Origin of the sequence: Mesorhizobium sp. M0698, from assembly GCF_040320455.1 — a bacterium.
In the GTDB taxonomy this organism is placed as follows: Bacteria; Pseudomonadota; Alphaproteobacteria; order Rhizobiales; family Rhizobiaceae; genus Mesorhizobium.
In genome coordinates this window covers 812,111-833,038 of sequence record NZ_JAMYPQ010000001.1, presented here as the reverse complement: position 1 = coordinate 833,038, position 20,928 = coordinate 812,111, and the positions used below count along the sequence as shown (strand labels likewise).

General features: G+C 62.8%; 14 protein-coding genes. 6 read left to right on the top strand and 8 right to left on the bottom strand.

Going from position 1 to position 20,928, the window contains the following annotated elements:
• Nucleotides 1–114: 114 nt before the first annotated feature.
• Nucleotides 115–6,501 carry an apolipoprotein A-IV repeat region-like domain-containing protein gene (locus NKI16_RS04065; protein ID WP_352636781.1) on the top strand — a complete coding sequence of 2,129 codons (6,387 nt, stop codon included), beginning with the start codon at nt 115–117 and terminating at the stop codon, nt 6,499–6,501.
• Between the two features lie 104 nt (nt 6,502–6,605).
• Here the strand turns inward: NKI16_RS04065 and NKI16_RS04060 are convergent, their stop codons facing one another.
• Genes NKI16_RS04060 through NKI16_RS04045 form a run of 4 tightly spaced genes read right to left on the bottom strand, consistent with a single transcriptional unit; the run spans nt 6,606 to nt 10,688 of the window.
• A complete protein-coding gene (locus NKI16_RS04060; protein ID WP_352502487.1) occupies nt 6,606–7,259 on the bottom strand; it encodes an ABC-type transport auxiliary lipoprotein family protein in 654 nt (217 codons plus the stop codon).
• Nucleotides 7,260–7,296: 37 nt separating this feature from the next.
• Complete coding sequence (locus NKI16_RS04055) at nt 7,297–8,670, bottom strand: MlaD family protein (RefSeq protein WP_352636782.1); 1,374 nt, start codon at nt 8,668–8,670, stop codon at nt 7,297–7,299.
• Between the two features lie 13 nt (nt 8,671–8,683).
• Entirely contained in the window at nt 8,684–9,523 is an 840-nt protein-coding gene (locus NKI16_RS04050) for an ABC transporter ATP-binding protein (protein WP_502897557.1), read from the bottom strand.
• Nucleotides 9,504–10,688 (bottom strand): ABC transporter permease, encoded by a 1,185-nt coding sequence (locus NKI16_RS04045; protein WP_352619836.1) that lies wholly within the window; start codon nt 10,686–10,688, stop codon nt 9,504–9,506. Before NKI16_RS04045 ends, NKI16_RS04050 begins: the two co-directional genes overlap by 20 nt.
• 77 nt (nt 10,689–10,765) lie before the next feature.
• On the opposite strand from NKI16_RS04045, the gene dgcA reads away from it, so the two are divergent.
• Nucleotides 10,766–11,749: an N-acetyl-D-Glu racemase DgcA gene (dgcA, locus tag NKI16_RS04040; protein ID WP_352782861.1), complete on the top strand. Its 984-nt coding sequence runs from the start codon at nt 10,766–10,768 to the stop codon at nt 11,747–11,749.
• Here the strand turns inward: dgcA and NKI16_RS04035 are convergent.
• Both NKI16_RS04035 and NKI16_RS04030 read right to left on the bottom strand, forming a co-directional pair.
• Entirely contained in the window at nt 11,720–12,406 is a 687-nt protein-coding gene (locus tag NKI16_RS04035) for an MFS transporter (protein WP_352782862.1), read from the bottom strand. The two genes, dgcA and NKI16_RS04035, sit on opposite strands and share 30 nt — an antisense overlap.
• Before the next feature lie 127 nt (nt 12,407–12,533).
• Complete coding sequence (locus NKI16_RS04030; RefSeq protein WP_352782864.1) at nt 12,534–13,355, bottom strand: UDP-2,3-diacylglucosamine diphosphatase; 822 nt, start codon at nt 13,353–13,355, stop codon at nt 12,534–12,536.
• Between the two features lie 120 nt (nt 13,356–13,475).
• On the opposite strand from NKI16_RS04030, the gene NKI16_RS04025 reads away from it, so the two are divergent.
• From NKI16_RS04025 to NKI16_RS04015, 3 genes are all read left to right on the top strand, one after another.
• Nucleotides 13,476–14,255, top strand: a complete 780-nt coding sequence (locus NKI16_RS04025) for an SDR family oxidoreductase (RefSeq protein WP_352448726.1) — start codon at nt 13,476–13,478, stop codon at nt 14,253–14,255.
• A gap of 164 nt (nt 14,256–14,419) precedes the next feature.
• Complete coding sequence (locus NKI16_RS04020) at nt 14,420–14,857, top strand: hypothetical protein (protein ID WP_023680006.1); 438 nt, start codon at nt 14,420–14,422, stop codon at nt 14,855–14,857.
• Between the two features lie 226 nt (nt 14,858–15,083).
• Nucleotides 15,084–17,408: an NADP-dependent malic enzyme gene (locus NKI16_RS04015; RefSeq protein ID WP_352622630.1), complete on the top strand. Its 2,325-nt coding sequence runs from the start codon at nt 15,084–15,086 to the stop codon at nt 17,406–17,408.
• A 12-nt stretch (nt 17,409–17,420) separates the two neighbouring features.
• On the opposite strand, the gene NKI16_RS04010 is transcribed toward NKI16_RS04015, so the two are convergent.
• Nucleotides 17,421–18,041, bottom strand: coding sequence for a DUF1287 domain-containing protein (locus tag NKI16_RS04010; RefSeq protein WP_051406245.1), 621 nt, complete (start codon nt 18,039–18,041; stop codon nt 17,421–17,423).
• A gap of 263 nt (nt 18,042–18,304) precedes the next feature.
• On the opposite strand from NKI16_RS04010, the gene NKI16_RS04005 reads away from it, so the two are divergent.
• Entirely contained in the window at nt 18,305–19,519 is a 1,215-nt protein-coding gene (locus NKI16_RS04005; RefSeq protein ID WP_023680009.1) for a DUF2865 domain-containing protein, read from the top strand.
• Here NKI16_RS04005 and gltX read toward each other — a convergent pair.
• On the bottom strand, nt 19,437–20,810 hold the full coding sequence (gltX, locus tag NKI16_RS04000) for a glutamate--tRNA ligase (protein ID WP_023680010.1): 1,374 nt from the start codon (nt 20,808–20,810) through the stop codon (nt 19,437–19,439). The genes NKI16_RS04005 and gltX overlap by 83 nt on opposite strands.
• Nucleotides 20,811–20,928: the final 118 nt, after the last annotated feature.

Here is a 20,928-nt window from a genome sequence, read left to right as displayed (position 1 = left end):
CTGTGTCATTACGATACGACAGGTCCATTTTCAGCCTCCTGCGCGGGACACGCTAGGCAGAATCAATAAGCAGAACCATAAGTCCCGCGGCAGCTTGTACAGGGTAGCGAAGGCATGGCGAAGAAACCAACGACGACAAGAACGCTCGACAGCGACGTAGCCAGGGAACTTGAAAAGGCACTTGATATCGATCTGAGCGGCGATGCCGGCGGCGACTTCGACATGGCTGCATCCATGGAAGATCTCGAAGCGCAAATATCGCAAGCCGCCGACGAGTTGGCGCGCGAAGGTCGCAGCCAGAACGAAGCGCCTGCCCCGGACCAGACCCAGAACGCGGCACCTGCCGCCAATCAAAGCCAGATCGCAAAACCCGCGCCAAAGGCCAAGCCGGCTGAGTTGCGTCCTGTCGCAACGCGCAATGGCTCGCAGCCGGCAGCTTTCTCGCCGGCCAACGACGATCGTCAAAAAGACTATAAGACGCTCCTGCACACCCTCAATCGGCGCGCCTCGAACACGATCTACTGGGTCGTGGCTTTCGTTTCGCTGGCCTGGATCGCCGGCGCTGGCGGCCTTGCGAACCTGTTGTTCGGACCTGGCATCTGGAACATCCGCACCTTCGATCAGTTTTTCGCCCGTCCGGAGCTGATCGGCCTGGCGGTCGCGGCAATCGTGCCCGTCATCCTGTTCTGGGCATTCGCAGTGATGATTCGCCGCGCTCAGGAGATGCGCCTTGCCGCGCAGTCGATGACCGAGGTGGCCTTCCGTCTGGCCGAGCCGGAAAATCTTGCCCAGGATCGCGTCATGATGATCGGCCAAGCGGTTCGCCGCGAGGTGGCAGCCATGGGCGAAGGCATCGAACGCACGCTTGCGCGTGCCGTCGAGCTCGAAACGCTGGTCCACAGCGAGGTGAACCAGATCGAGCGCTCCTATTCAGAGAACGAGTCCCGCATCCGCTCGCTGGTCGACGGGCTGGGCAGCGAGCGCGAAGCGGTCGTCACCCATGCCGAGCGCGTGCGCGCCTCGATCACCGGCGCCCACGAGACACTGAAAGACGAGATCAACGCCGCCAGCGATATCATTCGCGACAGCATTCTCAACGCCTCGACCAAGCTGTCGATGACGATCAACGAATCCGGCGACACGCTGATCGATAGGATCAACGGAAGCTCGATGTCGATCTTCGATTCGGTGGAAGGCCGGCTCGAATCGATCACCGATCGGCTGTCGACGTCGGGCGAGGCCTTCGCCAGCCTGCTCGACACCCGGATCGCCAAGCTGACGGACACCACCGATGGCCTGACGCGGTCGCTGACCGACCTGCTCGACGACCGCACGAGCGGCATGGTGTCGCTGCTCGGCGGTGCCGCCCGCACACTCAATTCGGAATTCGAAGCCAGCCTCAACGGCATCGAGCGGACGCTTGCTGAACGTGGCCAGGCGCTGATCAGCGAGTTCCAGACCCGCGCCGAGGCGCTCGACACCGGCACGCAGAAGCTCAACGCCGCGCTGGAGGCTCGCGCACGCCAGATCAACGAGACGCTGGTCGAGCGCGCGCGCGAAATCGCCCACACCTTCCAGGATAGCAGGGAGACGCTGTCGGCGATGATCGATCAGGGCAAGACCCAGATCGGCGCCGACATGGCCGACATCATTTCATCGACCTCGACCATGCTTGAAGCCCGCGCCGGCGATTTCGCCGGGCGCATGGAAGCGGCGCGCCATGTCGTATCGCGTTCGTTCGATACGGACATCCAGCGGCTTGCCGATGCTCGCGCCGGCATCGAGGAAGCCGTCGAGAACCACAGCCGCAAGCTTTCCGAAAGCCGCGACCGGATGGCGGCGGCAATGCAGGCCGATCTGGCGAAGTTCGCCGAAGGTCGCGCCGAAATCGACGCAGCGGTGGCCAACCAGGTGCAGAAGCTAGCCGAAGGCCGCGGCCTGATCTCGCGCGCCCTTGAAGAGGACCTGCGCAAGGTCAACGAATCGCGCGCAGCGATCGACGCTTCGCTGGGCAGCCATCTCGAAAGCCTTGAAGAGGGTCGCAACAGGCTTGCCCAGGCCTTGAACGAAGACTCTGGAAAACTCGTGCAAGCCCGCACGATAATTGATGAAATGGTTGCCGGACACGTCGGCAAGCTCGCTGAAGGCCGCAGCATTCTTTCGCGCGCGCTCGAGGCCGACCTCGGTAAGCTGGCAGAGAGTCGCGCCGGCATAGACGGCCTCGTCGCCGGTCAAGTCGAAAAGATCGCCGAGGGTCGCGCCATACTCGCCAGTGCGTTGGAAGCCGACATCGCCGGCATCAATGGCCTCATCGAGGCTCATTCGGCGAAATTGGCGCAAGACCGCAGCGGGCTTTCCCAGTCACTCGATAACGACCTGTCCGACATCAGGAGCCTGATCGCCGATCATTCTGGCAGGCTCGCCGATGACCGCAGCCTGCTTTCGAAGACGCTTGAAGACGATCTTGCCAAGCTGGCCGAAAGCCGGTCGAGCATCGATGGGCTGGTTGCCGGCCAGGTCGAGAAGCTGGCCGAAGGCCGCGACATCCTCAAGCGCGCGCTTGAATCGGACCTGAACGCGATCAAGGGCGTCATCGCCAGCCAGTCTGAAAAGCTGGCGGAAGACCGTGGCCAGTTGTCGCGGGCACTGGAGAGCGACCTGGAGGCTGTGCGGGGCGTTGTCTCCGATCACATGGACAAGCTCGCCGAAGACCGTTCGACCCTTTCGAAGGCGCTCGAAGACGATCTCGTCAAGTTGGCCGAAAGCCGCTCGAGCATCGATGTGATGGTTGCCGGCCAGGTCGAAAAGCTTGCAGAGGGCCGCGACATCCTCAAGCGTGCGCTCGAAGCCGATCTGAGCACTGTCAAGGATGTCATCGCCGGCCAATCCGAGAAGCTGGCCGAGGATCGTGGTCAGCTGTCGCGGGCACTAGAGACCGATCTCGAGACCGTGCGGGGCGTCGTCTCCGAACATATGAACAAGCTCGCCGAGGACCGTTCGGCCCTGTCAAAGGCGCTCGAGGACGATCTTGCCAGGCTGGCAGAGAGCCGGTCGAGCATCGACGGGCTGGTCGCAGGCCAGGTCGAGAAGCTGGCCGAGGGTCGCGACATCCTCAAGCGCGCGCTGGAAGACGATCTTACCAAGCTGGCCGAAAGCCGCTCGAGCATCGACGGACTGGTTTCCGGCCAGGTCGAGAAGCTGGCCGAAGGTCGCGACATCCTCAAGCGCGCCTTGGAGGCCGATCTCAGCACGATCAGGGGCGCCATCGCCGATCAGTCGCAGCTATTGACCGATAATCGCGCGCAGTTTTCGCGTGCGCTGGAAGCCGATCTCGGCAACGTGAACAGCCTTGTCGCAACCCACGCAGAGAAGCTCGTCCAGGACCGCTCGACCCTGTCGAAGGCGCTCGAGGACGATCTCGCCAAGCTGGCGGAAAGCCGCTCGAGCATCGATGGGCTGGTTGCCGGCCAGGTTGAGAAACTGGCGGAAGGCCGCGACATCCTCAGGCGCGCGTTGGAAGCCGATCTGGAGAGGCTTGCAATGAGCCGCAGCGAAGTCGACGAGATCGTCGCCGGTCATGTCGGCAAGCTGAGCGAGGGCCGCGACATGCTGACCCGCGCATTGCAGGACGATCTCTCCAGGCTCGCCGAAACGCGCAAGGATGTCGACCGTTCGCTGTCCGGCCATATCGACCAGATCGCCGCCAGGAGCACCGACATCTCCGATGCGATCGCTGCGGACGTAGAAAAGATCGAGCAGGCGTTCAGCCGGCAGACAGGCATCATTGAAGAGCGCGCCAGCACAATGGAGCGGGCGCTGTCGACGGGTGTCGACAACGTGCGCAGTGTGCTCGAAAGAAGCGCGGTCTTCGTCGCCGGCGCGCTGCGCGAGAAGGTCATGGAAGTTACCAGCGCGCTGCATGAGCAGGCGGGCGCGGCATTCAGCGATGCCGACCGCAAGATCGCCGAGCGCGCCGAGCAGACCTCGGCCGCCCTGCTCGCCAGGGCGGAGGACATCGCCCGCACCTTTGAAGAGGCGGATCGTCGCCTCGCCGCCCGCGCCGAGGATACGTCGAGCGCACTGATTGCCCGCGCCGACGACACGTCGAACACCTTGTTCGCGCGTGCCCAGGAGACGGCCGATCAGCTGGCAGCCAGAGCAAGTGAGATTGCCGGCACCTTCGACGTGGCGGACCACAGGCTGGTCTCTCGCGCCATCGAAACGGCCCAGTCGCTGGCTGCACGTGCCGGCGACATCCTGCGCAATTTCGAAACAGCCGACGAGCGGCTGGGCGTGCGCATCGGCGAATCCGCCGAAGCTCTCGCGGCACGTGCGTCGGATCTCGGCCGCATTTTCGATGCCGCCGACCAGCAACTTATTTCGCGCATTGCCGAAGGCTCCGAAGCACTTTCGGCCCGTGCGTCCGAGATCGGCCGCATCTTCGAGGAGGCGGATCATCGTCTGGTGTCCCGCATTGCCGACAGCAGCACCGCAATCGGCGAACATGCCGACACCATTGTCGGTGCCTTCACCAGCACCGAGCAGCGGGTTGCCGAACGCGCCAGGCAGACTGGCCAGGAACTCGCCGTCCATGCCCGTGAAATCGAGCAACTGCTTGCCGGTGCCGACGAACGCCTGGCATCGAGTGCTGCTGCCACTGCGGCCCGCGTCGAGGAGCAGGTCGCCAGCGTCGAGAACCGCCTCGCCTACTCCGCCGAGACAATGGGCCAAAAGCTCAATGAACAGGTCTCGAATGCCGAGGCGCAGTTGGTCTCGCGCGCCAACTCGATCGCCGAAACCTTCACCGCGGTCGGCCAGCATATCGGCCAGAGCACCAATGACGCTGCAAAGTCCATCGGTGCCAATACTCGCGAGCTCAATACGATGCTTGCGGCACGTTCGGCCGAAATATCGAAAATCCTGGACGAGACGGCACGGCCTCTGGTCGAGCGCTTCGCCCAGGGCGGCTCCGAGCTGCAAAAGAGCATGGAAGAGGTCACCGAACGTGCGACCGAGAAGCTGCGCACTCAAAACGCCGCCCTCGTCGACGCCCTCGCCAGCCGCACGGCCGAAACGCTGTCGGCCGTCGAAGGCGCGCGCTCGACGCTTGCCGACAGCGTTGCCGACCTCATCGGCCGCATGACCACCTCCAGCTCGCAGCTCGGTCAGTTGATCGAGCAGGCGGCGGCCAATCTCGGCCAGGTCGACGAACGCCTGACCGGCAGCACGCAAAGCTTCGCAGCGACTACCGAAAAGACCGCGCAGACCTTCGCCAGCTCGGCGCGCCTGGTCGATTCGAACACGACGCGGCTCACCGAGCTGTCGTCGTCGACCTTGCGCGAGGTTGCTTCAATCGCCACCAAGTTCGACGAGCACAGCCGGTTGCTTTCCAGTGCCTCGGACCTGTTGAGCTCGGCCCAGAGCAATCTTGAGCACACACTCGAAAGGCAATCGTCGCTGGAGGACCTTGCCGTCGGCCTTGTCAAGAAGTCGGAAGATCTCGAAAGGGTCATGCGCTCGTTCGAGAATCTGGTCGGCCAGACGCTGCAGAACGCCGAAGGCAAGACGCTGGAATCCGCCGACAAGATCCGTACCGCGATTTCCGAAGTGGTCGATTCGGCAACCAAGCGCTTTGCCGATGCGACCGAGGAGATGCGGCGTACCGCCGGCTCGATCAAGAGCGAGCTCGACCTCACCCGGGCCGAGCTTAAGAAAGGCGTCATCGAGATGCCGGAAGAGGCAAAGGAATCAACCACGGCTATCCGCCGTGCCGTTTCAGAGCAGATCAACGCGCTGAAGGAACTTTCTGAAATCGTTGCGAAATCTGGCCGCAGCGCCGACAGTTCGGAACAGCGCAACCTGCGTCCGGCGCCGCAAGCGCCTGCCGCACGCCCCGCCGAACCGCCACGTCGCCCGGCTCCGGCTCCCGAACAGCGCCGTGCACCGCAGGCGCCTTCGGGCGAGACGGCGCTGCGCGGCACGCTCGACCTCGAACGTCCCGCAGACCAAGCGCCGCGCCAGCGCGACCCCAACGGCCGCACGCCGCAGGGCGGTTGGGTGCGTGACCTCCTGACCGGTGCATCACGCGAAGACGACGCCAAGCCGGCAGCGCCTGCCGAAGCGCCGCGCCCGGCTCCCGCTGCGCGTTCGCCGCTTCATGTCGTGGAATCGCTGAACTCGCTCTCGGTCGATATCGCACGCGCCATCGATCACGATGCGTCGATCGAGTTGTGGAACCGCTACCGGCGTGGCGAGCGTGACGTCTTCACACGCCGACTTTACACGCTGAAGGGCCAGCAGACGTTCGACGAGATCCGCCGCAAATATCAGTCAGAGGCGGAGTTCCGCGCTGCTGTCGATCGTTACTGCGACGATTTCGAAAAGCTGCTCAAGGACGTGTCGCGCAACGACCGCGACAACATCATGGCGCAGACCTACCTGACGTCGGACACCGGCAAGGTCTACACCATGCTGGCCCACGCCAGCGGCCGCCTGCACTAAGCGGGCGACAGAGAACAAACGAAAAGGCGGGATTTCCCGCCTTTTTCATGCCGTACTGAATTCCATTGGCGCTGTAGAGTGCCGTGCCGGCAGTTCCGGCTGTGTCAGATCACGGTGTCCGTCCAGCGGACGATTTGCCCTGCCGCATCGCCGAACGCGGCATCGAGCGCGCCGACATAGGCCTGGTTGCCATTGCCCGAAACGGGCGCGATTGCGCTAAACGTCTTCGAAGCGCGCACTTCACCGTTGCGATCGTTCAACAGGCGCACGAACAGCTCGACCTCGGCATGTTCGCCACCGTCGACACGCACCTCGAACGAGCGGATCTCGACGATCACCTGATAGTCGATCGCCAGCCCCTCGCCTGGCTTGCCGACGCCGGTGAAGCTGCCCGAGCGCTGGAACGTCTCTGCCAGCCGCGCCTGTACGATCATCGGCAGCCGGTCGGCCCATTGCGCGCCCTTGAGATACTGGATCGATCGCGGCGATGGCTTAATGACGATGTTCTGGCTGTCCAGCGCCTTGAGCGCCGATGGCTGAGCGATGAGTATCTGGCGACGGCTGTGGGCACGCGCTTCCAGCGACGGCGCCGAAAGCTCAAACGTATCCAGCGGCGCCGGCTTGCCGCCCAGCGCCGCGCAGCCGGCGAGCGAAAGCGCCAGCAGTGCCGCTCCGGTCTTGAACCCACTCGATCTGACGCTGCCTGAACTGATCGACTTCAAACGCGATCCCCCCCGGATCGTGGAAACAACGCGCATCCGCAAGCTATGTTCTTGCGGTGGGCGCAGGCCGAAGTCAACGGCGCACCCTGCCGTCAAACTGCCGGACCTCACCCTCGCCGCCGGACAGGATCCGCTGTGGATTGCGGCTGAGGTCGGTCACCGCCTCTTCGATGCGGTTGATCGAACGACGGCTGTCCTGGACCAGCGATTCGACGTTTTGCAGCCCCTGTCCCGAGAACCGCGCCAGATTGTCGGTGATGGTGCCGAGGCGGGCGTTCAGCGTGTCGGCGACCTGCTTGAACGATTTGAGCGTCGCCCTGGCATCGGCCATGACGCCGTCGGCCTGACCGGAGCCGAGCAGTTTGTCGACCTTGGCAAGGATACCGTCGACTCGCACCGAGGCATCGTTGAGGCGTCCTGCGAGCTGGTGCGCGTCTTTGATGGTTTCGTCGATGTCGTCGGCCCGGTTGGCGAACTTGTTGGTCACCTTGGCGATGTCGGCGGCAGCTTCATTGGCGTTTTCGCTGGCCTTCTGGATATTGGCCAGCGCGGTGCGAACTTCAGCCGGATCGATGCCGTCGAGAACGCCGTCGACCTTGGCCAGCGTGCCTTGCGTCTTCTGGGCGAACTCGTTGATCGAGCCTACCGCGGTGTCCACGTTCTTGATGACCGCGTCGAACTGCTTGCTGGTTTCCTTGAGGTTGGAAGTGACCGTGTCGACATTGGCGACGATGCTCTTGATCTGGTCCTTGTCGACGGCGTTGAGTAGCCCTTCCGCCGCCTTCAGGGTGCCGTCGAGCTTGCCCGAAACACCCTTCAGTTCGTCCGCCAGCGAGCTGACGCTGGCCAGGAACTTGTCGACGCCGTCCGCATTCCTGGCCAGTGCATCGGAGAAGGTCTGGACATTGTTGACGGTCTGCGTCAGCGGCCCGCGAACATCCTTGGTGAAGCCTTCGAGCTCCGAAAGGACCTTGTCGGCGCGGGTGAAGATGTTCTGCGCCGTCTGCAGCAGGTTGGTGACCGCCGACGGGTTGGCAACGATCTCGGCGACACGGCCTTCCTTTTCCGCCTCGTCGAGAAGTTTTGGCTCTTTGGGGTCGGCGCCCTTGAGCTCGATGTTGGCCTGGCCGGTGAGGCCGGCAAGCCCGATATCGGCCTGCGTCGACTTGGTGATAGGCGTATTCCGGTCTATTTCGGTGTCGGCGATAGCAGCGGTCGGATTGTCGACGTCGATATAGACACGGCGCACGTCGCCGACTTTGACGCCATTGAACAGCACGAAGCTGCCACGGCCGAGCCCCGAAGCGGAGCCTGGAATGCGCACGCGCAGCACCGTCGTCTCACCCTTTTCGCCGATTGCCGCCGTCCAATAGACGAAAGCGAAAGCCGCGAGGATCGCGGCCAGCGTGAAAATGCCGACAATGACGTAGTTGGCCCTGGTTTCCATTGCTCACTTATGGCTATGCGCGCGCCGCAAGATCAAGTTGCCGGGCGCGTTTTCCGCGGAAATAGGATTTTACCCAGGGTTCCTCGCTCCTGAGCATGTCGTCGATCGTGCCCTCGACCAGCACTTTCTTGTTGCCGAGCACCGCCACGCGGTCGCACGCCGTAAACAGCGTGTCGAGATCGTGCGTGACCATATACACGGTCAAATCCATCGTATCGCGCAGCTTGACGACCAATTCGTCGAACTCAGCCGCGCTGATCGGATCGAGCCCGGACGTCGGTTCGTCGAGGAAGACGATATCCGGGTCGAGCGCCAGAGCGCGCGCCAGCGCAGCACGCTTGATCATGCCGCCGGAGAGCTCGGAGGGGAATTTCTGCGCCGCATCCGGCGGCAATCCGACCAGCTCGACCTTGAGCATGGCAAGTTCGTCCATCAGCTTCTTCGGCAAATCGAGATATTCGCGCATCGGCACCTGGACGTTTTCGAGGACCGTCAGCGCCGAAAAAAGCGCACCATGCTGGAACAGCACGCCAAGCCGCATGTCGATGCGAAGGCGCTCCCTTTCGGTTGCCTTCTCGACGTCAACGCCGAACAGTTTGATTGTTCCCGATTGCTTGCGCGTCAAGCCAAGGATGGTGCGCAAGAGAACAGATTTGCCGGCACCGGAGGCACCGACGAAGCCGAGAATCTCCCCGCGCCAGATATCGAGCGACAATTTGTCGAGAACAACCTGGTCGGCGAACGACACCGTGATATCGTGCGCCGACAGCACGATCTCGTCTTCTTTGGCTTTCGCCGCCACCTTGGTCGTGTTTGTGCCCGGCAGCGCCAAGTCAGAACTCGATCGCTGCATAGAACATGGCGAAAAGCCCGTCGAGGATAATAACCACGAAGATCGACTTCACCACTGAGGCGGTCACATGCTGGCCAAGCGATTCGGCGCTGCCGCCAACCTTCATGCCCTCGACCGAGGCAATTATGCCGATGATCATGGCCATGAACGGCGCCTTGATCAGGCCGGCAAAAATGGTGCTGAGGTCGATTGCGACACGCAGCCGGTCGATGAACGCTGCCGGTGCAATATCGGAGTAGAGCCATGCAGCCAAAATGCCGCCGCCCAGCGCGGCAAAGTTGGCGATGATCGTCAGGCAAGGCAGCGCGACGACCAGCGCGACCAGCCGCGGAAACACCAGCACGCCGATTGGATTAAGACCGATCACCTTCAGCGCATCGACCTCCTCGCGCATCTTCATCGAGCCGATCTCGGCGGTGATCGCGCTGCCGGAGCGGCCGGCGATCATGATCGCCGTCATCAGCACGCCGAGCTCGCGCAGGATCAGCACCCCGACCAGGTCGACGACGAAGATGTCGGCGCCGAAATAGCTGAGCTGATAAGCGCCTTGCTGGGCAACGATCGCACCGACGATGGCCGACATCAGCACGACTACCGGTATGGCGCCGACACCCATGCGATCGATTTGATTGAAGATCGCCGCCATGTTGACGCCATGGCCACGGCCAAGCTTCATCTGAGAGCCGCGTATCGTGGCGCCGAGGATATTCATTGCGGCCAGGAAATCGTCGCGCATCTCATAAACGCGCCGGCCAACCGCCTCGAGCCCGCGAATGATGAAGTTGGGCGGCTTTGCCGGACCTGATTCGGCCTCGCGTCGGACCGCATCACCGACGGCGCCGAGCAGGATGGAGGCAATCTCGCTTTGCCCCTGCATCGTGATCTCGACGCCCTTCTTTTCGAAGCTGCTGACCAGGCGGTCGATCAGCCACGCCCCGGCTGTGTCCATCTTCTCGATTTGTGAAAGGTCGAGCGCCAGCGTCTTGAAGCCGCCGCGCTTCTCGATCTTACGCATCTCGGCATCGACCAGGGCAACGGTACGTGTCGTCCAGGTTCCCGAGAAAGCGCAGCCGAGAACGTCGCCCTCCTCGCCGATCGCGATGCGCGGCTGGTGGTCGGGCTCCTTGGCAGGGCCGCTTGCGTCGCGTTTGCGGATGGTCAACATGGCGTCCTGTTTAGCCTGACGGGGCCGACCTGTCGATTTGCCGATATCCTCTTGTCGCACAGCTGGAGCAGAAAAATATGGCGCGTGTCATTTCGGTCGAGGCCGAGCGCTTTCCGATAGCCGGGACCTTTACCATTTCGCGCGGCTCGAAGACCGAAGCGGAGGTGATTTCCTGCGCCATCACCGAAAACGGCCGTACAGGACGCGGCGAATGCGTCCCTTACAAGCGCTATGGCGAGACCATGGAGGGTGTGCGCGACGTGATCGAGGCGATGCGCAGTGAGATCGCGTACGGCATCAGCCGCATCGCCCTGCTCGATGCCATGCCTGCCGGCGCGGCACGCAACGCCATCGATTGCGCGCTCTGGGACCTGGAAGCGAAGATCAGCGGAATACCGGTGGCGCATACGATACGAACCGTTCCGTTACGACCGCTTGAGACGGCGTATACATTGTCGCTCGCCGAGCCGGAGGCGATGGCGGCGCAGGCCCGCGCTAACGCCCAGCGCCCGCTACTCAAGGTCAAGATCGGCGGCGACAACGACATCGCGCGCATCCGTGCAGTGACGGCGGCAGCACCCGACAGCCGAATCATTCTCGACGCCAATGAGGGCTGGAATGACGACAATATCGTCGCAAACCTCGCCTTTGCCGCCGAGCACGGTATCGCCTTGATCGAACAGCCGCTGCCGGCGGGACATGACCGTATTCTTCGCCACATCGCGCATCCGGTACCGATCTGTGCCGACGAAAGCGTGCACGAGGCGAAGGACCTTGAAGCGCTTGTCGGCCTTTACGACGCCGTCAACATCAAGCTCGACAAATCGGGTGGCCTGACCGCTGCACTCGTGCTTCGCAACCGCGCCCGCGAACTGGGTCTTGGTGTCATGGTCGGCTGTATGGTCGGCACGTCGCTTGCGATGGCGCCGGCCGTGCTGTTGGCGCAGGATGCCGATTTCGTCGACCTCGACGGTCCGCTGCTGCTGGCCCGCGACCGCGTTCCCGGTCTCGTCTACCAAGGTTCGCTGGTGTCACCGCCCGAGCGGACGCTGTGGGGCTGAACGCGCGGCAAGCCCGATCAGAGCCAGGCCCGTCAGGGCGATCGGGATCATCGCAAAGAAGCCATTCGCGCCGAAGCGGTCGTAAAGAGGACCGGAAATCAGCGTCGCCGCCGCCATGAAGAAGCCATTGGAGAAGTAGGCGATGCCTTGCGCCGCTCCGGTGCGTTCTTCCGCGACCGTCTCACCGATCATCTTTTGCAGGCCGATCAGCACCAGCGCCACCGACACCGCGTGCAGCGTCTGGATCGCGAAAAACCCGCCAACGCCAAGCCCAAGCGGCCAGATCAGCGGAAAGGCGAACCAGCGCACGATCGCGCCAATCCCGGCAATCAGCATGATCGAGACGACCGAGAAGGAGGCGAAAGCGCGGGTGAAAACGACGAACATGCATATCTCGGCGACGACGCCCCACCCCCACAGAAGCCCGACAACCGAATCGCTGATGCCGATCGACTTCCAGTAGATCGACACGAAACCGTAGAGAAATGCGTGGCTGGCGGTGATGACGCCGACCCCCTTCGCCTGCAGCCACAGCGGGAAATACGGCACATGCGTCCCGAGCGGAACGAAGAGCGTAAAGAAGATCAAGCTCATGCGCAGTTCGAAATGGCGTGGCTTGACGAGCTGTTCGGGCGAAAGCGGCGGCAGCGAGGACATTGACAGGCGATCCGTCGGCACGGCATTCAGCCGGGTCGGCCCGCCACACCTGCCGCTGCTTAACACGGCGAAAAAGTCGATGAAACCGCTGGACTAACCGATTGAAGCGAGATGCGGCCGGATTTGGTCAAGCCGCCTGGACTGCCCTGCCCTTGATGTCGATCGGCACGAGCACCTCGCTGCCGACCGGAGTCTCCGGCAGGACATGCGCCCAGTGCAGGATCTCCATCCTGCCGTCAAAATGCTCGACCACCGCCGTGCAGCTCTCCACCCAGTCGCCCGTGTTGATGTATTGCACGTCCTCATAGCTTTCAATCGCGGCATGGTGGATGTGCCCGCAGATCACGCCGTCGACATGCGAGCGGCGCGCCTCCTCGGTCAGCACGGTCTGGAACGAGCCGATGAAATTCACCGCCTTCTTGACCTTGACCTTGGCCCAGGACGAGAACGACCAGTAAGGCAAGCCGAGCACCTGGCGCAGGCGCGTGATGACGCGGTTGACCAGCATCGCCGCGTCATAGGCGTAGTCGCCGAGATAGGCCAGCCAGCGCGCATTATGGACGACGGTGTCGAACTGGTCGCCATGGATGACGAGAAGGCGTTTGCCATCGGCGGTCTCATGGATGGCGCGGTCGGCGACGACAATGCCGCCGAAATGAACGCCCTGGAACTGGCGCGCGAACTCGTCATGGTTTCCGGCGATGTAGGTGAGACTGGCGCCCTTGCGCGCCTTGCGCAGCAACTTCTGGACGACGTCATTGTGGCTCTGCGGCCAATGCCAGCTCCGTCTCAAGCGCCAGCCGTCGACGATGTCGCCGACGAGATAGATGATATCGGCATCGTGATGGCGCAGGAAATCGATCAGGAACTCGGCCTTCGCCGCCTTCGATCCGAGATGGACGTCGGAGATGAACATGCTGCGGAAAGTGCGGGGCTCTGCGCCGGACATCATTTGTCACCGTTGCTTTCGCCTGAGCCTATGCCCCGATTCATGCAACAACCGTATGACGGTTGCGATTGGTCCAGCCATACGGGTAGGTTGCCGCCGAAATCAGAGGAGAAAATCACCATGGACCTCGGCATTCGCGGCAAGAAGGCCATCGTCTGCGCTTCGAGCAAAGGCTTGGGACGCGGCTGCGCCATGGCACTGGCAGAGGCAGGCTGCGATCTGGTGGTCAATGGCCGCAACGCCGACGTGCTGGCCAAAACCGCCGCTGAACTGCGCGAGAAATTCGGCGTCAAGGTGACCGAGATCGTCGGCGACGTATCCAAGCCCGATGTCCAGAAGGCGCTGCTTGCCGCCTGCCCCGATCCAGACATCCTCGTCAACAACAATGGCGGTCCGCCGTTTCGCGATTTCCGCGCGCTCGACCGCGAAAAGATCCTCGAAGGCGTCACCCAGAACATGGTGACCCCAGTCGAACTGGTTCAGGCGGTGATCGACGGTATGGCGGCGCGCGGCTTCGGCCGCATCGTCAACATCACATCGCTGTCGGTCTATGTTCCTATCCCCGGCCTCGACCTGTCGTCCGGCGCCCGCGCCGGCCTCACTTCGTTCCTTGCCGGCGTCGCACGGACAGTGATCGACCGCAATGTGACGATCAACAACATGCTGCCCGGCAAGCTCGACACCGACCGGCTGCGCGGCCCACACGAGGCCGGCACGCCCGAAGATCCGGCCGCCGCCGCCGCGCGCAAGGCGCAAGCAGCCGCCAATGTTCCGGCCAAGCGACTCGGCACGCCGGAGGAATTCGGCCAGATCTGCGCCTTCCTCTGCTCGGTCCATGCCGGCTACCTGACCGGGCAGAACATACCGGTGGACGGCGGCCTCTATGTCAGCGCGTTTTAGTGGCAGAATCCAAGGCTTGATACCCGCTGGAAACGGCGGGCAACAGGCGCCCTCAGGGAAGCCGAAACAGGGCAACATTATGCTCAAAACGGCGCCCAGTTCACAAGGACTAGGGTTAGTCCGCATGTTATGTCCTGCCTCGCACATGAAAATGAGACCGGCGAATGGCGTCTATTTATCGCTTTGTTGCGCAAAAACTGCTGTCGCACGGGGTTCGAGACACGGCCGACGGCAACCTTGCAATTACCGACAGGAGATTGTTCCTTGACTTCGTTCGTCTAGAACGAGCGGTTAGGCTAGAGGATTTCGCTACAGTCCAGTCTGCGGTGGTGGCGATAGAAAATCGTTGCTTATCAATGGGTAAACGTCATATCGCGGTGTTTGCATACATGTATCTCAGGTTTTCGGATGCGACCCCAAAGTTTACTCACCTGGACATCGAGCTTGAGGAAGAAGGAGGTATCCGCCGAACAGTCGACTACCGGCGTAGGGTGTCGTCGACAGAGCGACTTGTCGGCGAGTGGGCTGCCGCTTGGTACGATCGCTATTCCAAGAGTTTCTTTCGTGCACTTTATAGGAGCAACAGCCCCACAGCGAACTAGCGAAAGAATACCTAATCGTCCGCAAACCACCTGAAGCAGACATTCGGCTCGCAGCTCGCTCCAGCAACGCGCCTATCGCCCCAACATTTCAATGGCAGACCGTACAGGCCGGCGGGCGATGCGAAGCCATAAGCTCGCGCTTGCGACATATCACCCCTCGAAAAGGCTCGGCTGCATGCTAAGAGACTCAAAACACCAAACGGACTGAACTGAGGAGGCGGCCGTCATGACAGGCGAAAGCAAGAAGGCGGCCCGATCCGACCTCGACGAAGCAGCGCTCTATTTCCATAAGCACCCCCGTCCCGGAAAGCTTGAAATCCAGGCGACGAAGCCGCTCGGCAACCAGCGCGACCTGGCGCTTGCCTATTCGCCGGGTGTCGCCGCCCCCTGCCTTGAAATCCGCGACGATCCGGCAACCGCTGCCGACTATACAGCCCGCGCCAATCTGGTCGGCGTTGTCACTAACGGTTCGGCGGTGCTCGGCCTCGGCAATATCGGTCCGCTCGCCTCCAAGCCGGTGATGGAGGGCAAAGCGGTGCTGTTCAAGAAGTTCGCCGGCATCGATGTCTTCGACATCGAGATCGACGCACCGGGCATCGAGCGCATGGTCGAGACGATCTCGGCGCTGGAACCAACCTTCGGCGGCATCAACCTGGAAGACATCAAGGCGCCCGAATGCTTCGAGGTCGAGGAGCAGTTGAAAGCGCGCATGGGCATACCGGTCTTCCATGACGACCAGCACGGCACCGCCATCATCGTCGCTGCCGCCGTGCTCAACGGGCTGGAATTCGCCGGCAAGTCCATCTCGGACATCAAGATAGTCACGTCAGGCGCCGGCGCTGCGGCGCTTGCGTGCCTCAACCTTCTGGTCTCGCTCGGCGCGCGGGTCGAAAACATCTGGGTCACCGACCGGTTCGGGGTCGCCCATAAGGGCCGTGTCGAGGAGATGGACCGCTGGAAAGACCCCTATGTGAAGGACACCGAGGCGCGCACGCTGGCTGACGTTCTGCCCGGCGCCGACGTGTTTCTCGGCCTGTCTGCCGCCGGCGTACTGAAACCGGAACTGCTCCACCACATGGCGCCCAAGCCGTTGATCCTCGCGCTGGCCAACCCCAATCCCGAGATCATGCCGGAAGCGGCGCGGGCAGCACGGCCCGACGCGATGATCTGCACAGGCCGCTCCGATTTCCCCAACCAAGTCAACAACGTACTCTGTTTTCCCTACATCTTCCGTGGCGCGCTGGATTGTGGTGCAAGCGCCATCAACGAAGAGATGAAAATGGCCGCCGTGCGAGCGATTGCAGCGCTTGCCCGCGAAGAGCCGTCCGATGTCGCCGCCCGCGCCTATTCCGGCGAGACGCCGATCTTCGGTCCTGAGTTCCTGATCCCCTCGCCCTTCGATCCGCGGCTGATCCTGCGCATTGCCCCTGCTGTCGCCAAGGCAGCGTGCGAGACCGGCGTCGCGACCCGGCCGATCACCGATTTCCCCGCCTATATCGACAAGCTCAACCGCTTCGTCTTCCGCTCCGGCCTGGTCATGAAGCCAGTGTTCTCGATGGCCAAGACGTCGAGCGCCAAGCGCGTCATCTATGCCGACGGCGAGGACGAGCGGGTGCTTCGCGCCGCGCAGGTCGTGCTCGAGGAAGGCATTGCCGAACCGATCCTGATCGGCCGCCCGCATGTCATCGAGGTGCGGCTGAAGCGCTACGGGCTGCGCATCAAGCCGGGCGTCGATTTCGGCTTGATCAACCCGGAAGACGATCCGCGTTACCGTCACTACGTCGATCTCTTGATCGAGCTTGCCGGCCGGCGTGGGGTGACGACGGAAGCGGCGCGCACCATGGTGCGCACCGACAATACGGTGATCGCCGCCCTTGCCCTGAAACGCGGCGACGCCGACGCCATGGTCTGCGGCCTCGAAGGCCGTTTCGAGCGCCATCTGCGCAACGTCACGCTGATCATCGGACCGCGCGCCGGCATTAGGGATCGCGACCTGTCGACGCTTTCGATGCTGATCTCGCAGCGCGGCATCATTTTCCTCACCGACACCCATGTCTCCGTCGATCCGACCGCCGAAGAAATTGCGGAAATGACCGTTTTGGCGGCCGAGGAAATTCAGCGTTTCGGCATTGAGCCCAAGGCAGCGCTGCTGTCGCATTCTGATTTCGGCTCCCGCGATTCGCCAAGCGCCATGAAGATGCGGCAGGCGGCGGCGATCCTGGCGCGCATCGCGCCCGACCTGCAATGCGACGGCGAGATGCATGCCGACTCGGCACTGTCGGAGCAGCTGCGCCAACGCGTCTATCCGCATTCGCGGCTGAAAGGCGAAGCCAATCTGCTGGTGTTCCCCAATCTCGATTCGGCGAACATCACACTGACGGCGCTGCGCACAATGATGGACGCGCTGCATGTCGGCCCGATCCTGCTCGGCACCGACAGCCCGGCGCATATATTGACGCCGTCGGTGACGTCGCGCGGCGTCGTCAATATGACGGCACTGGCCGTGGTCGAAGCCGCGCACAAGGCGCAAGCCATCGTCGATCTGGAATAGCCGCGGGCTTTCTCAGATTGGCCTGAACCGGAAATGTCCTGTCTGCCTGAAGGCAAACAAAGTGTCCTCTTCCCTGGCGCCGCCGCCGATATTGTGAATGACCAGTCTTCTTGTCGGTACCAAAGTGGAGCGATTGGACGACACGATGGCAATATGCGACAGATTGCCGGGCAGCATCTGGGCGATGAGATCCCCTGGCCGATAGTCGGCCGGGTCTTGGCTGACGGGCAAGGCAGCACCGCGCCGCTCGAAATAGACCGCAAGGTTGGGCACACGGCGGTGGTCGATGTTGCGGTCGGGCGCCTTCAAGCCCCAAGCCTTCGGATAGGCGGCAAAATTGGCCCGCATATCCTCATGCACCAATTCTTGCAGGTCGAGATCGAAGGCGCGGCGATAGGCACGGATCACGACATCCGTGCACACACCCCGCTCGGGCCCAACGTCCCCGCCCGGATAGGCCAGGCGTGTATAGGTCGGATCGTAGAGCATGGTGACGCCGATCTGCTCACGGGCAGCTTCGACCAATTTGGTACCCCAATCCGGCGTGATGGGCTTTTCCTGCGCCATGGCATCCGGCATCGCCAGGCACAAAAGACCAAACTGCACTGCGGCTCGACGGGTAATCGCGGTCATGCCAAGCCTCCGGGCATTCTGGATCCGGGCATTCTTCTGGGCGAATACGCCTTTTTCGTGCATCGCCAGGATGTCTCGGTCGTGGCTCTGTCCGAGTATGTCGTGCGGCGTGGTCGATATGACAGCGCTGGTCGTGGTCGAAGCCGCGCACCGGCGCGAGCCATCCGATTTGGGATGAAGCCGGAATCGGCGGTATGGTAAACAAACGGTTAACCGCAAGCGCGGTAGCTTTCTGAACGACAGGCAGGCGGAGTTTCGGAGGGATGACGGGCGCATGTTGGAAGCTGACGCGGGCCGCCGCGCTGCTCGGCGCCCTGCTACTGTGCGGCATTGCCGTCACTCAGGCGCAGGCCGCTCCGCGCCTCTGCCGCCAGCTTGAAGCCGATCTTGCCGCCGCTTCTCGTGGTGGCGGTGGCAAACCGGCTTTGCTCAGGAAATATGACGACGCAATCGTCCGGCAGCGCCAGCAGATTTCAAAGGCCGTCAGCCAGGCCAGCAGCGCCGGCTGCGGCTTTTCGCTGTCTCGCCGCAACGCCAATGCATGCGCGGCACTCGACGCCACCATCGATCGCATGGCAGCCAATCTCGACGCCCTGCAGGCCAAGCGCGCCGACCTTGCCGGCGGTGGTTCGCGACGCGATCGCGCGCGCATATTGACGTTGCTTGACGCCAATGGCTGCCGCGATGATGGGGCGGCGCGGACGCCCGCGCCGGTCCGCGAAGCCAGCCGTGAAAACGGCAAGCGAAACCTGCTCGACCAGCTTTTGGGCAGTGACGCAACTGAACCCGGTGCGCCCGATCAGCCTGAAGAGCCCGACCAGGCTGAAGAACTAAGTCAGCCGCGCAACATTCGCACCATGCTCAACAACGCCGACGAGTTGGGCCAGCCGCGAGGCGAATTCCGCACCATGTGTGTGCGGACCTGCGACGGCTATTTCTTCCCGATGTCGAATGCTGCCTCGCTGGGCGATTTCGAGCGCGACCAGAAGAATTGCGAATCGAGCTGCCCCGGCACAGAAATGCAGGTTTTCTACACGCGCGGCATGAATGGCGATTCGGCGTCCATGACGTCTTCGGTGACCGGCAGGCCTTATATCGAACTGCCGACGGCCTACCTCTACAAGCAGTCCGACATGCCGCGGCCGCCGGCCTGCGGCTGCAATGCCGCGCAGAATTTCGAGATCATCGCCGGCAACCCGCCAACCCGGGCACAATCTGAGGCGAATGTAGAGAGTACCCCGTTCATTCCGCTGCCGGTTGCTAGGCCTGATCCGGGCGCCGATCCGGAGTCCTTGGCCAACGCGCAAGACGGCCTCGATCGTGAGGCGATCAGACGCCTTGCCGTCAAGCCCGTGCCTTCGCCGACGTCCCTGCCCCCGCCGGAACAGCGCAAGGTCAGGGTCGTCGGGCCAACGTTCCTTCCCGACCCAGCAGCGGCAACAGATCTGCAAGCTCCGGACCCGAAGGCTGTCCCGTAAGCGCCAGCCTGAGCGGCATGAACAGCGCCTTGCCCTTACGGCCGCTCGCCTCTCGGATCTTGCCGGTCCAGTTTTTCCAGACGGTGCCGTTCCAAGGCTCCTCCGGCAGCAGTTCGAACGCCTGGCGAAGAAAGTCGCGGTCATCGTCGGAAAACTCCGCCGGCTCCTCTGGACCGTCTCGAAGCGTACGCCACCAGATCGCCGCATCGGCCAGCCTGTCGAGATTGCCGCGCACCGCCAGCCAGAAAGGCTCGGCCTGTTCGCCGGAGATGCCGAGCACGATCAGCCGGTCGCGCGCCTCGGAAAACGGCATGTGATGCAGCAGCGTGCGGTTGAGCACGAAGAGCTCGTCCGGGTCGAATTTGGCGGCGGATTTCGATGTTGCAGCCGGATCGAAGCGCTCGGCTAGCTCGGCCATCGTTGGCACCGCCACGACGTTTTCCGAGGTGCCGACGAGCACCGCCAGCGAAGCGATCGCCATCGGCTCGATGCCGCTCTCACGCAGGCTCTGGATGGACAGCGCGCCGGTGCGCTTCGAAAGTCCCTCGCCTGATGCCGTTGTCAGGAGATTGTGGTGGCCGAACACCGGCGGCTCCGCGCCAAGTGCTCGGAACAGGGCTATCTGGACGCCGGTATTGGTGACGTGGTCGTCGCCGCGAATGACATGGCTGACGCCCATGTCGATGTCGTCGACAACCGAAGGCAATGTATAGAGGTAGGTGCCGTCCTCACGCCGCAGAACCGGGTCTGAAAGCGAGGCGAGGTCGACGGTCTCTTCGCCGCGCACCAGGTCGTTCCAGTGGATTTCGGTGCGCTCCGGCTGCAGCGGATCGCTGCTGAAGTTGGGCAGCAGAAAGCGCCAGTGCGGCCGCCGGCCATCGGCCTCATATTCCGCCACCTGCTCGGGTGCCAGCGTCAGCGCCTCGCGGCCATAGACTGGCGGCAGACCACGCGTGCGGCGCACCTTGCGCCTCAGGTCGAGCTCTTCGGGCGTCTCATAGCAGGCATAGACGAGGCGCGCCTCCTTCAGCTTCTGCAGTGCGGCATCATAGATTTCGACCCGCCGCGACTGATACTCCGTGGCGTCGGGGAAGATGCCCAGCCAATGCAGGTCATAAAGGATGGCGTCGGAAAATTCCTGCGTCGAACGGGCAACGTCGGTGTCGTCGAAGCGCTGGATGAAGCGGCCCTTGTTCTTGATGGCGAACAGCCAGTTGAACAGAGCGGTGCGCGCATTGCCGATATGGATGCGGCCGGTCGGTGACGGGGCGAAACGGACGGTAACTGTCATGAGCGGGGCGTACCGGATGGTTTTGCTGTTGACAAGACGCGCCCCCGCGCTCGGCGGCAGACATAGAACATGACGAAGGCGAAGAAAAGACTGCAGCGCCACGCGTCCATCAGGACGC